Origin of the sequence: Streptomyces sp. WAC06614, from assembly GCF_003949795.1 — a bacterium.
Classification (GTDB): domain Bacteria; phylum Actinomycetota; class Actinomycetes; order Streptomycetales; family Streptomycetaceae; genus Streptomyces.
In genome coordinates this window covers 1-12,005 of record NZ_RPRY01000215.1, presented here as the reverse complement: position 1 = coordinate 12,005, position 12,005 = coordinate 1, and the positions used below count along the sequence as shown (strand labels likewise).

10 protein-coding genes and 1 pseudogene are annotated in these 12,005 nt (G+C 72.9%); 3 read left to right on the top strand and 8 right to left on the bottom strand.

From position 1 onward, the window contains the following. Window positions 1-122: 122 nt before the first annotated feature. Window positions 123-1,808, bottom strand: coding sequence for a SulP family inorganic anion transporter (locus tag EF918_RS24565; protein ID WP_125650552.1), 1,686 nt, complete (start codon window positions 1,806-1,808; stop codon window positions 123-125). 207 nt (window positions 1,809-2,015) lie between these two features. Here EF918_RS24565 and EF918_RS24560 point away from each other — a divergent pair, with 207 nt between their 5' ends. Beyond that, window positions 2,016-2,723, top strand: coding sequence for a response regulator transcription factor (locus tag EF918_RS24560; RefSeq protein ID WP_125650550.1), 708 nt, complete (start codon window positions 2,016-2,018; stop codon window positions 2,721-2,723). Between the two features lie 82 nt (window positions 2,724-2,805). Here EF918_RS24560 and EF918_RS24555 read toward each other — a convergent pair whose 3' ends face one another. Beyond that, window positions 2,806-3,714, bottom strand: coding sequence for a universal stress protein (locus tag EF918_RS24555; RefSeq protein WP_125650548.1), 909 nt, complete (start codon window positions 3,712-3,714; stop codon window positions 2,806-2,808). A gap of 236 nt (window positions 3,715-3,950) precedes the next feature. On the opposite strand from EF918_RS24555, the gene EF918_RS24550 reads away from it, so the two are divergent. Further along, window positions 3,951-4,400 (top strand): universal stress protein, encoded by a 450-nt coding sequence (locus EF918_RS24550; RefSeq protein ID WP_185921900.1) that lies wholly within the window; start codon window positions 3,951-3,953, stop codon window positions 4,398-4,400. Window positions 4,401-4,497: 97 nt separating this feature from the next. Here EF918_RS24550 and EF918_RS24545 read toward each other — a convergent pair. The 4 genes and pseudogenes from EF918_RS24545 to EF918_RS24530 all read right to left on the bottom strand — a co-directional run. Next, window positions 4,498-5,610 (bottom strand): annotated as a pseudogene (locus tag EF918_RS24545) (aspartate ammonia-lyase); the annotation flags it as partial. Continuing rightward, window positions 5,586-6,638, bottom strand: coding sequence for an asparaginase (locus EF918_RS24540; RefSeq protein ID WP_125650546.1), 1,053 nt, complete (start codon window positions 6,636-6,638; stop codon window positions 5,586-5,588). The pseudogene EF918_RS24545 and the gene EF918_RS24540, both read right to left, overlap by 25 nt. Window positions 6,639-6,732: 94 nt before the next feature. Next, complete coding sequence (locus tag EF918_RS24535) at window positions 6,733-8,172, bottom strand: amino acid permease (RefSeq protein ID WP_125650544.1); 1,440 nt, start codon at window positions 8,170-8,172, stop codon at window positions 6,733-6,735. After that, complete coding sequence (locus EF918_RS24530) at window positions 8,169-8,900, bottom strand: FadR/GntR family transcriptional regulator (protein WP_125650542.1); 732 nt, start codon at window positions 8,898-8,900, stop codon at window positions 8,169-8,171. Before EF918_RS24530 ends, EF918_RS24535 begins: the two co-directional genes overlap by 4 nt. Window positions 8,901-9,142: 242 nt before the next feature. On the opposite strand from EF918_RS24530, the gene EF918_RS24525 reads away from it, so the two are divergent. Further along, window positions 9,143-10,411: a hypothetical protein gene (locus tag EF918_RS24525; protein WP_125650540.1), complete on the top strand. Its 1,269-nt coding sequence runs from the start codon at window positions 9,143-9,145 to the stop codon at window positions 10,409-10,411. On the opposite strand, the gene EF918_RS24520 is transcribed toward EF918_RS24525, so the two are convergent. After that, window positions 10,350-11,096, bottom strand: a complete 747-nt coding sequence (locus tag EF918_RS24520) for an alpha/beta fold hydrolase (protein WP_125650538.1) — start codon at window positions 11,094-11,096, stop codon at window positions 10,350-10,352. The two genes, EF918_RS24525 and EF918_RS24520, sit on opposite strands and share 62 nt — an antisense overlap. Beyond that, window positions 11,036-12,005, bottom strand: a 970-nt coding sequence (locus EF918_RS24515; protein ID WP_125650536.1) for a helix-turn-helix domain-containing protein, incomplete at its 5' end; no start/stop codon positions are given. The genes EF918_RS24520 and EF918_RS24515, both read right to left, overlap by 61 nt.

Sequence of the window (12,005 nt, the reverse complement as noted above, 5' to 3'; positions counted from 1 at the left end):
TACGGTGGGGCACGAGGGCCTCCTCGGATCCGTGTAGATGTCGCAATCCACACCGAACCCGGAGGCCCTCACCCATTTCAAGAACCCAGCACGCGTGTCACCAACGTCCCGGGACAACACACCTAGGGGGCGTACTGCCATCGGCGGTAGGCGGCAACCGCGGTCGGCAGGGTGGGGTAGATCCGGTCCGGCCCGACGACCGCCGTGAGCCCGTACGCGTCGAGGGCGATGCGGAGGTCGTGTTTGACGCGGGCGAGTGCGAAGACGATGTTCCGCTGGACGAGCTCGTTCCGCAGGGCTTCCACGGCGTCCAGGGCGGTGATGTCCACCTCGACGTTGGCCTCGGCGTTCAGGACGAACCACTGCACGGGCCGGGGTCCGGCGTCCACGGCGGCCAGGGCGCGGCGGCGGAAGTCCTCGGCGTTGGCGAAGAACAGCGGGGAGTCGTAACGGTAGATGAGGAGGCCGGGTACGGTGCGGGCGGTCGGGTAGTCGTCGATGTCGTGCATGCCGGCGAGGCCCGGGACCACGCCCAGGACGGCGTCGTGCGGGCGGGCGACCCTGGCGAGGAGCTCGATGACGGAGAGGGCCACCGCGACCAGAACGCCGTACAGGATGCCGAGGGCGAGGACGCCGAGGGTGCAGCCGAGGGCCAGGAGGAGTTCCCGGCGGCGGAAGGCGGCGAGTCGGCGGAACTGGCCCACCTCGACCAGACGGACGGCTGCGTAGACGACGATCGCTCCGAGGACGGCGGCGGGGGTGTGCGTCAGCAGCGGACCCAGGAAGAGCAGCACGGCTGCCACGCAGACGGCGCCGGCGAGGGAGTACACCTGGGTGCGGGCGCCGGCGGAGTCGGCGAGGGCGGTGCGGCTGGCGCTGCTGCTGACGGGAAAGCCGTGGAGGACGCCGGCTCCGAGGTTGGCCGTGCCGAGGGCCAGCAGCTCGCGGTTGGCGTCCAGGGCGTGCGGGTCGTCGTGCCGCGCGAAGGCGCGGGCGGTCAGGACGACATCCGTGTAGCCGACCAGGAGGACGCCGAGGGCGGGCAGGAGCAGGGAGGTCAGATCGGCCGGACGGGGCAGGGCGAAGCCCGGCAAGCCGGTCGGAACCGCACCGATGACGTCGATGCCCTGGCTCTCGTCGAGGGCGAAGGCCGCCACCGCCGTCGTGGCGAGCACGAGGACGACGAGCGGCGCCGGCAGTGCGCGCCACAGCCTGGGCAGGGTGAACAGCAGGACCAGGCATCCGGCGGCCAGGACGGCCGTGGGCGGGTGGATGCCGCCGAGGTGGCGGAAGAAGGAGAGGACCTGGGGGAAGAAGCCCGATCCGTGTGCCTCGGTGCCGGTGAGGCGGGGCAGCTGGTCCACGACCATGATGAAGGCGACCCCGGCAAGGTAGCCGACGAGCACGGGCCGGGACAGCAGGTCCGCGAGGAAGCCGAGGCGGACGGCCCAGGCCGCCAGGCACAGCAGTCCGACGACGAGCGCCAGGGCCGCGGCGAGCGCCGCGTACCGCGCGGGGTCGCCGCCCGCGAGGGGGCCCACGGCCACGGCGGTCATGAGGGCCGTGGTCGACTCCGGGCCGACGGACAGGAGGCGGGAGGAGCCGGTCAGCGCGTAGAGCAGCATCGAGGGGAGGACGGCCCACAGTCCGGTGACCGGGGGCAGGCCGGCCACGCCTGCGTAGGCCATGACCTGGGGGACGAGGTAGGCGGCGACCGTGATCCCGGCCAGGACGTCGCCGCGCAGCCATGCCGCGCGGTAGCCACGGAAGGCGGGCGGGACCACGGCGGCCCGTCCGTACGTCGGCATGGCGCCTCCGGGGCTCACTGGGGCGGCGGCGGGTCGTGTGCCGCACCATCGTGCCGCGGGCCGGGACGACGGGCGGACAAGCGCGCGGGCCGGCGGCCGAGGAGCGTCCGGTCGGCGCCGGAATCCGCTGACGAGGTCGGGCCCGATGCTCGGCCGGCTGGGATAATTCGGGTGAAGCGCACAGCGCGGACCGAACCAGGGGCGGCCATGTCCGACGATCAGAACGTCTCCCGCGAGGCCCCGATCACGGTGTTCCTCCTCGACGACCACGAGGTGGTCCGGCGCGGGCTGCGGGACCTCCTCGACGCCGAGCCGGACATCACCGTCGTGGGTGAGGCCGGCACGGCCGAGCAGGGTCTGGCCCGGGGGCCGGCGCTGCGTCCCGACGTCGCCGTGCTCGACGTACGGCTGCCGGACGGCGACGGCATCAGCGTCTGCCGGGAACTGCGGTCGCGGATGCCGGGCCTGGCCTGCCTGATGCTGACGTCGTTCGACGACGAGGAGGCGCTGCTGGACGCGATCATGGCGGGCGCGGCGGGATACGTGCTGAAGCAGATCAAGGGCTCCGACCTGGTCGCCGCCGTCCGTACGGTCGCCACGGGCCAGTCCATGCTGGACCCGGCCACGACCGCCCGCCTGATGCACTCCCTGCGCGACCCCGGAGCGGCGAAGGACCCCGAGGACGCCCGCCTGGCGGCGCTGACGGAGCGGGAACGGGCGGTCCTGGAGCTCATCGGGGACGGCCTCACCAACCGGCAGATCGCCGAGCAGCTCTACCTGTCCGAGAAGACGGTGAAGAACCACATCTCCCGACTCCTGGGCAAGCTCGGGGTGGAGCGCCGGGTCCAGGCCGCGGTGATCGCCGCGCAGGTCCACGAGCACGAGCACGACCACGGCGGTCAGGCCGAGCGCTGACGTCCGCGCGGTCGTGCGCCAGCGGTGCGTGCCACTCCGGGCGGGTGCCCCGGTCAGCGCCGGCGGGCCGGCTCGGCGGCGGTCATGGCCCGCCGTCGGAGTGGGGGTCGGACCGGGGGATCAGGAGGACCGGGCAGTGGGCGTGGTGCAGGACGCTGTGCGTGGCCCGGCCCAGGGTGCGGCCGAGTCCGAGCGGGGTGGGGGCACGGCGGCCGCCCATGACCAGGAGGTCGGCGGAACGGGAGGCCTCGACCAGGACTCCGGCCACCGAAAGGCCCTTCTCGGCGTCACCCTGCACCGTCAGGTCGGGGAACTCGTCGTGGATCGTCCCGGTGACGGCCCACAGGGTCTTCTCGTGTCCCGCGGCGATCTCGTCCACCCCGTCGAGCATGGGCACCACGTCACCGACGGACTGGAGCATGTTCCACACGTGCAGCAGGCGCAGCGACGCCTTGCGCAGCTCGGCCTCCTGGGCGGCGTAGCGGGCGCACCCGAGGTCGTGTTCGTCGCGGACGGCGGCGAGGACGGTCCTGTGCTCCTCGGCGGTCTCCGTGCCACGGACCACGACGACGGGGTTCCTGGCGAGGGCCGCGACGCCCAGGCCGACGGAGCCGAGCAGGAGGGAGGTGAATCCGCCGAGACCGCGGTGGCCCACGACGACGGTGCCGTGCAGGCCACCGGCCCGGCGCAGGGCGCTCACGGCGTCCGTGCGGCTGAACTCGGTGGTGACGTGCAGACCGGGGTACTCGGCGGCCACGGCCTTCGCCGTGTCGTCCAGGAGCTCCCGGCCGGCCGCGCGCACCCTTTCGACGGTCTCGGCCGACAGGTAGAGGGCCCTGCCGTCGGTGTCGGCACCGTGGACGATGTGCAGCGGCCGGTCGCGGCGCGCGGCCTCCCCGGCGGCCCACAGGACGGCGCTGCGCGCCGGATCCGAGCCGTCCACGCCGACGACGACGGAGCTGGTGTCCGGGGGACGGATGGTGCTTTCCACGGTTCCTCCTCACCGAGGAGCGGACGGGTGTCACGACCGACGCTGTCACCGGCGGCGGGTACGGAAGAGGGCCGTCAGGGGCCGTACGGGGGGCCAAAGGTCCCCCACCGGGCGCCACGGTCCCGGCCGGGCCGACCCGGCATCCCGGTCCCGCCCCCGCTTCTGGGCCGCTTCCTGTGGCGGTGCGCAGGCACCGCGCACACGCTGGAACGAGAACGTCGAAAGGGGCGAAGGGCATGGACACGCAGCAGGAGACCGGCAGGATCGTCGTGGGCGTCGACGGGTCGCCCTCGTCCGAGGCCGCGCTGCGCTGGGCGGTGCGGTACGCCGGCCTCGTCGGCGGCGCGGTGGAGGCGGTCACGGCCTGGGAGGTCCCCGGCGAAGCGTCCTGGTCCGCGCCCGCGGTGGATGCGACCTTCGACCAGGAGGACGCCCAGCGGCGCCTCGTCGAGGAGGTCCGCACCGTGCTCGGCGAGGAGGGCGCCTCGTCGGTGAGGGAGCGGCTGGTGCACGGCCACCCGGTCGAGGTCCTGGTGGACGCGGCCGACGGCGCCGACATGCTGGTCGTGGGCAGCCGCGGGCGGGGGGGCTTCCGCCGGGCACTGCTCGGCTCCGTCAGCCAGCAGGTGGCGCTCCATGCGCCGTGCCCCGTGACGATCGTCCGGCACGACGTGTCCGTGGAGTGAGCCCGGCCGCGGGGGCGGCGTACGGCACTCGTCGCTCCGGCTCGGTGCGCCCGCGTGGTCGCACCGAGCCAGGCCCCGGCCCACCGGCCGCTTCTCCTCAGGTACGGGCCGCGCCGGTTCCGGCGATCATTTCGGGCCGGAGCAGGGCGGTGAGTCGCTCGGCGGGCAGCAGGCCCCGTTCCAGGACGAGTTCGGCCACGCCGCGGCCGGTGGCGAGGGCCTCCTTGGCGATGTCGGTGGCGGCGGTGTAGCCGATGTGCGGGTTCAGGGCGGTCACCAGGCCGATGGAGTTCTCCACGGTGGCGCGCAGCACCTCGGTGTTGGCGGTGATGCCGCCCACGCAGCGCTCCGCGAGGGTGAGGCAGGCGGCGCGCAGGTGGGTGAGGGACTTCGACAGCGAGTGCAGGATGACCGGTTCGAAGGCGTTGAGCTGGAGCTGCCCGGCTTCGGCGGCCATGGTGATGGTGATGTCGTTTCCGATGACCTCGAAGGCGACCTGGTTGACGACCTCGGGGATCACGGGGTTGACCTTGCCCGGCATGATGCTGGAGCCCGCCTGGACCGGCGGCAGGTTGATCTCGCCGAGGCCGGCGCGGGGCCCGGAGGACAGCAGGCGCAAGTCGTTGCAGGTCTTGGACAGCTTGACGGCGATGCGCTTGAGGACGCCGGACATCTGGACGAAGGCGCCGCAGTCCTGGGTGGCTTCGACCAGGTCGGGAGCGGTGACCAGGGCCAGGCCGGTGATGTCGGCGAGGTGGCGGCGGGCCGCCTCGGCGTATCCGGCCGGGGCGTTGAGGCCGGTGCCGATGGCGGTGGCGCCGAGGTTGATCTCGTGGATGAGACCGAGGGCCTCGGCGAGCCGGCTGCGGTCCTCGTCCAGCATGACGGCGAAGGCGGAGAACTCCTGTCCGAGCGTCATCGGCACGGCGTCCTGGAGCTGGGTGCGGCCCATCTTCAGCACGTCGTGGAACTCGGCGGCCTTGCGGGCGAAGGCGTCCTGCAGGACGGCCATGGCGTCGAGCAGGCTCCGGGCCGCGAGGACGGTCGCGATCCGTACGGCGGTGGGGTAGACGTCGTTGGTGGACTGGCCGAGGTTGACGTCCTCGTTGGGGTGCAGGTGCCGGTAGTCGCCCTTGGCGTGGCCCAGCAGCTCCAGCGCACGGTTGGCGACGACCTCGTTGGCGTTCATGTTGGTCGAGGTGCCGGCGCCGCGGCAGCAGCGGCCGAGGCAAGGGCGTCGGTGGGCGGGGCGAGGGCCGGCACCGGGCGGACGCCACCGACCGGGCGGCCGCCGCCCGTCGTCGTCCCGCCCCCGAATCCGGTGAGCAGGCGCGGCTCCACCCCCGCCCGGGCGAGGGCAGCGGCCGTCACCGGGATGCGCGCCCGCTCCGCCCCGTCGGCGATCTTCACGGCGACGGCCCGGCCGTCGGGCAGGGCGGCGACGTGGACGCCTTCGAAGCCGTCCTTGGCGAGCAGCCCGGGCACCGCGCGCATCATGGCGGCGGTGTCCCGCCCGGTGCCGGAGGCCATCTCCGGGTGGCGGCGCAGGGCGTGCGCCACCCGGTGCTCGGCGGTGTCCGGCGCGGCCGTGGCGATGCGGGCGGCGGCGCGGGCCAGGCCGTGCAGGGACACGGAGAACAGCGGGGCTCCGCAGCCGTCGACGCTGACGGCCGCGATGCGCTGGCCGGTGAGTTCCCCGACGACCTCGGCGATCGCCCTCTGGAGCGGGTGGTCCGCCTCCAGGTAGGTCTCCAGGGGCCATCCGGACAGCCTGCACAGGTACAGCATCGCCGCGTGCTTGCCGGAGCAGTTCTGGGCGAGCCGGGACGGGCCGCGCCCCGCGCGGGCCCAGGCGTCCCGGACGGCGCAGCCGTAGGGCAGGTCGGGGACGTTGCGCAGGTCGGCCTCGGTGAGACCGGCCAGCTCCAGGATCCGGCGGACACCCGCGAGGTGGCGCTCCTCGCCGGAGTGGCTGCCCATGGCGAGGGCGAGCAGGGCTCCGTCGAGCGGCAGACCGGCCCGCACCATCGCGACGGCCTGGACCGGCTTGAGGGCCGACCGGGGGTAGCAGGCGGCCTCGACGTCCCCGAGGGCCAGCCGGACGTGGCCGTCGCCGTCGAGGACGACGACGGAACCGTGGTGGACCCCCTCGATCAGGCCGCCCCGGGTGACATGGGCGACGGGGGCGTGCCGGGGTTCGCGGATCGCGGGTGCGTCCGCGAGGAGACTGCTGCGCATCACTGCCTCGTTCTGTGGTGGGTCGCTGCCGGCCGGGGGGTGGCGGAGTCCGCTCCCCCACCCCCCGGCGCGGGGGGACGGGCGGGCGTCCTGCTCAGCCGTCGTCCCTGGCGGCGGCCTGCGCCACGCGGCCGCGGACCGCGTACCAGCCCGCCACGAGCGCGGCGGCGATCAGCGGCACGCAGAGCACGGTGGTGCGCGCGGCCCCTCCGTCGGCGTACATGAGGACCAGGACGGAGGCGAGGAAGGCCAGCGTCACCAGTTCGGTCCACGGGGAGCCGGGCAGGCGGTAGGCGGGGCGGGTCAGCTCGCCGCTGCGGGTCTTCCGCCAGAAGAGCAGGTGGCAGATCATGATCATGCCCCAGGTGGCGAGGATGCCGATCGCGGCGAGGTTGAGCACGATCTCGAACGCGTCCTTGGGGACCACGAAGTTGAGCCCGACGCCCAGGACGCACATGCCGCTGGTGAGCAGGATGCCGCCGTACGGGACCTGGGAGCGGCTGAGCCGGGCGGTGAAGCGCGGGGCCGAGCCGTTGACGGCCATCGAGCGCAGGATGCGGCCGGTGGAATAGAGGCCGGAGTTGAGCGAGGACATGGCGGCGGTGAGGACGACCAGGTTCATCACGTCGCCGGCCGCCGGGACGCCGATGTGGGAGAGCACCGTCACGAACGGGCTCTGGCCGGCGGTGTAGCTGTTCCAGGGCATCAGCATCGACAGCAGGACGACCGAGCCGACGTAGAAGAGGCCCACGCGCCACATGATCGAGTTGATCGCCTTGGGCATGATCTCCTCGGGGTTCTCGGTCTCACCTGCCGTGACGCCGACCAGCTCGACGGAGGCGTAGGCGAACACGACGCCCTGGACGATCAGCAGCATGGGCAGCAGGCCGTTGGGGAAGATCCCGCCGTTGTCGGTGATCAGGGCCGGCCCGGGGACGGCTCCGTCGACGGGGTGCCGGGTCACCAGGAGGAAGATCGCGATCCCCATGAAGACGACCAGGGCGCCGACCTTGACGATGGCGAACCAGAACTCCAGTTCGCCGAAGATCCGCACCGAGATCAGGTTCACGGTCAGGACCACGGCCAGGGCGATCAGTGCGATCACCCACTGCGGGACGTCGGAGAACAGGTGCCAGTAGTGGGTGTACGTGGCCACGGCGGTGATGTCGGCTATGCCGGTGGTCGCCCAGTTCAGGAAGTACATCCAGCCCGCGGTGTAGGCGCCCTTCTCCCCGAGGAACTCCCGGGCGTAGGAGACGAAGGCGCCGGAGGACGGCCGGTACAGGACGAGCTCGCCGAGCGCCCGTACGACGAGGAACGCGAAGATCCCGCAGACGGCGTAGGCGACGAACAGGGAGGGTCCGGCGTCGGCGAGGCGTCCGCCCGCGCCGAGGAAGAGCCCGGTGCCGATCGCACCCCCGATGGCGATCATGTTGACGTGCCGGGGTTTCAAGGACTTGCTGTAGCCGGTGTCCCCGGCGTCGACGTGACGGGTCGTGGGGCGCTTCTCGTCCTTGAGGAACTGCTCGCTCACGCCTCGGGTCCGCCTTCCGTAGGGCTGACCGTGCGCTGGGGGCGCACGATGTCGGTGAGGGTCGTCTCGACCCGCAGGAGGTGGTGGGACATGGCCTCCACCGCGTCGTGCTCACTGCCGTCGGCCAGCGCTTCGAGGATCGCCCGGTGCTCGCAGTTGGACTGCTCGCGCCGGCCGCCGAGCTCGTTGAGGAAGGTCGACTGACGCGCCAGTGCGTCACGGATCTCCTCGATGACCCGGCGGAAGACCGGGTTGCCGGAGGCCTCGGCCACCGCCAGGTGGAAGACGGTGTCCATGGCCACCCACGCGGTGGTGTCGGTCTCCCGCTCCATCCGCTCCAGCAGGTGGCTCAGATGGTCCAGGTCCTCCGGGGTGCGGCGCAGCGCGGCGTACCCGGCGACCGGGATCTCGACGTGCCGGCGCACCTCCAGCAGGTCGCTGGCGGCGTAGTCGCCGAAGGTGGGGTCCTCGACCGTGTTCGCCACGACGAAGGTCCCCTTGCCGCTCCGCGAGACGGTCAGCCCCATGGCCTGCAGGGCCCGCAGGGCCTCCCGCAGTACGGGGCGGCTGACCTCGAGGGTGCGGCACAACTCGGCTTCGGAGGGGAGCTTGTCGCCCACGACGTACTCACCGCGCTCGATGGCGCTGCGCAGGTGGCCGAAGACCGCTTCCATGGCGCTGACGCGCCGCGGAAGGGGGCCACCTGTCTGGCTGTCTGACAGGTTCACGCTGTGATCCTGCGGGGTGCGCCGCCGGGTGTCAAGACACCTCATCACACCTGGCACGGGCCGTCTCTGAGGCCGCGTCGGATACGGCCAACCTGCCGCGACGCCGGACACGCGTAGACCCGTCACCCGGGCCAGTGTTTCCGGCGCGTCCGACTATCGGACGCAATGGCTGAAAATTGAACTACTATCGGGTGGTCGGACTACGGTGGCCGCGGTCGACGTTCCACCGAGAGGAACCCCTCATGACCGCAGCCGACAGCACGCCGAGAACCGCCCGCGTCCTCACCGGCTACCGCCCCGAGGACGGCTTCATGGCCGCGGAGCTGGATCCCCCACCGGGCGAGTACGTCTGGCACGACGAGCACGCCGAGGACCCGGCGCGGCGCTACGGCCCGGGAACGGGGTACCAGCAGTGGCTGGCGATCGACGCCGGCGACGGCGCCGTCTGGTTCGGCGACACCGACTGGCGCGCCCCCCGGGACAGTCTCGCCGACCAGCTCCCCGGCCTCACCCGCAAGGCGCTCGGCGACGGCACCTTCCCCGCTCCCGGGACCGTGGTGCAACTCCTCGGCCACCTCACCCACGACCCCCGGCACGGCTGCACCTGGCGCTTCTTCACCGCCGAAGAGCTCCACGCCCTCGCGCGGCGCATCCTGCCCTCCGTGCAGCGCCTCGTCGACTCGATCCACCGGATCGGGCCGGACGGCGACCTGGAGTGGTCGGCCGAGGCCGCCACCGCCTGGGACGACATCGAGCACACCACCACCCACACCCTCGACCCGTCCGGCACGCTCCACTGGGCCCGGCCGCGCACCACACCGACCCCCGCCTGGCGCGTCGAGGTCGGTGCCTTCCTCGCCGCCAACCCCGAGCTCTGCGACCCTTCCTGGGCCGTGGCCGGCGACGCCGAACTCGACGCCTACGCCGACTACCACCCCGCCTCCGGCTACGGAGGAGTACCGGGCAGGATCTGCCACACCGCCGAGATGCAGATCGAGGACGGCTTTACCTTCTACGGCCACCGCGCCGCCCTGTACGCCTACCGCGCCCAGGCGTGCGGCGGCCGCACCCCGACGGACGCCCGCACCTGGCTGGAGACGACGGAACCCGGGACGAGCACGTGGGAGGCGGCCAGACCCCCTGGAGCCACCCTCGCCGACGTCCCCGACTGCGTGCTGACCGACCTGACCGACAGGTTCCAGAGCGCCGCGCGCGCCCACGGGCTCGTCCTGACCGGCCTGCCCGCCTACCTGCGCCGCCTGCGCGCCGAGGAACGCGCCGGTGTCGAGCAGCAGCTCGTCTTCGAAGGCGAGGAGGTCGAACGTCTGGAGACCATGCTCAAGGAGTTCCGCGCCGGCCGGAACCGCACCGTGGCGCGGGTCCTGGCCTGGTCCGACGGACGCAGCGACGCCGAGATCGCCGGCCTGGCCTCCATGCCCGCCGAACAGGTCAGCGCGTGGCGGGCCCGCCTGAACGACGATCCCGACTCGTCGCCCGTACCGCGGCCCTGATCAGGTCGGCGACCCTGGTGGGCTCGGAGAGGGCGACGGCGTGGGAGGCGTCGGGGAGCTCGACGACGACGGCGCCGGCCCGTGCGGCGCCGAAGCGCTGGACCTCGGGGCCGATCGTGCGGTCGGCCCCGGCCACCAGGGCCCAGGACGGTTTCGTCCGCCATGCCGCCACGGCCGCGGTCTCGGTGAACGCGGCCGCGGCGAGCGGCCGTTGGGTCGCCGCCAGGACGCCGGCGACGTCCTCGGGCACGTCCGCCGCGAAGACCGAGGGAAATGCCGTCTCCTCGATGGTGACCTCGACCGCCCGGGCGCCGTCGTGGAGCGGGTAGGTCCACTCCTTCAGGTTGCCGCTCAGCGGAGGCTCGGGGAAGCTCCCCTGGAGCTGGCCGAGGCTCTCGCCCTCGTGGGGCACGTAGGCGGCCACGTAGACGAGCCCCACCACGTTCTCCGCGGCGCCGGCCACGGTGATCAGCGCGCCACCGTACGCATGGCCGACGAGGACGGCCGGACCCTCGACCTGCGTCAGGACGGACGCCAGGTAGGCAGCGTCCGACGCGAGGCCCCGGAGCGGGTTCGGTGGGGCGACCACCGGGATGCCGCTGCTGCGCAGTTCCGCGATGACGCCTATCCAGCCGGTCGCGTCGGCGAAGGCACCGTGCACGAGGACGACGGTGGGGTGGGGCATGCGCGTTCTCTTCTCGGTGTCGGGCACGACGGCGCGCACGCGTCCTCGCGCTCTCGCTCGTCCTGGGCGTCGGCGGGCATCGGTGCGAAGGCCGAGGTCGCCAGGGCCTGCCATTCGCTGGGGCTCATGCCGTAGGCCCCGCGGAAGGTGCGGCTGAAGTGCGAGGGGCTGCTGAAGCCCCAGCGGTGGGCCACCGCGGCCATCGTGATTCTCCGGTGGGAGCGGCCCAGTTCGAGGCGGCAGAACTCCAGCCTGCGCCGGCGCACCCACTGGCTCACCGTGCTGCCGTCGTTCTGGAAGAGCTTCTGCAGGTACCGGACGGAGATGTGGTGGGCGCGGGCGATCGACTCCGGTGAGAGGTCCGGGTCCATCAGATGCTCTTCGATGTAGCCGTGTATCCGGGAGAGCAGCTCGTTGCCGGTCCCGGACGCGTCGTCGGCCCCGTCCGTCGTGTCCGCTTCGAGGAGCTCCATCACCAGGACGGAGAGGAGGTGGACGGCCGTCCGGGCACGACGGTCCCCGATCGTGGACCGTCGGAATTCCGCCTTGGCGGCCAGCGCGGTCAGGAAGTCGGACGCCAGCGCCCCGATCCCCTCCCGGCCGCGTACGGGGACGCCGAGCACCCGGTTCAGGTCCGACTCCGTGACGCCCAGGTAGCAGCGCGGCACCCGGAAGAAGATCATCCGGCAGTCCTCGCCGAACCGCAGCCGGTGCCCGTGCCGTCGTGCCGGGTCGCAGAAGACGAGGTCGTGCGGCTCCAGCAGGGTCCTGGTGTCCTCATGGACGACGGTGACCTCCCCGCGGACGTGGACGCCGAGGTAGACGTGGTTGCTGTCGTCGGTGTCCGGCAGCTCGGAGAGGACCCGGACCAGCCACCCCGAGCGGGAGGGGCGGGAGGGGCGGGAGGGG

Bases quoted from the DNA above. Each gene is read 5' to 3' on its own strand.
- EF918_RS24565 (WP_125650552.1), bottom strand. From the start codon at position 1,808: ATGCCGACGTACGGACGGGCCGCCGTGGTCCCGCCCGCCTTCCGTGGC.
- EF918_RS24560 (WP_125650550.1), top strand. From the start codon at position 2,016: ATGTCCGACGATCAGAACGTCTCCCGCGAGGCCCCGATCACGGTGTTC.
- EF918_RS24550 (WP_185921900.1), top strand. From the start codon at position 3,951: ATGGACACGCAGCAGGAGACCGGCAGGATCGTCGTGGGCGTCGACGGG.
- EF918_RS24540 (WP_125650546.1), bottom strand. From the start codon at position 6,638: ATGCGCAGCAGTCTCCTCGCGGACGCACCCGCGATCCGCGAACCCCGG.
- EF918_RS24525 (WP_125650540.1), top strand. From the start codon at position 9,143: ATGACCGCAGCCGACAGCACGCCGAGAACCGCCCGCGTCCTCACCGGC.
- EF918_RS24520 (WP_125650538.1), bottom strand. From the start codon at position 11,096: ATGCCCCACCCCACCGTCGTCCTCGTGCACGGTGCCTTCGCCGACGCG.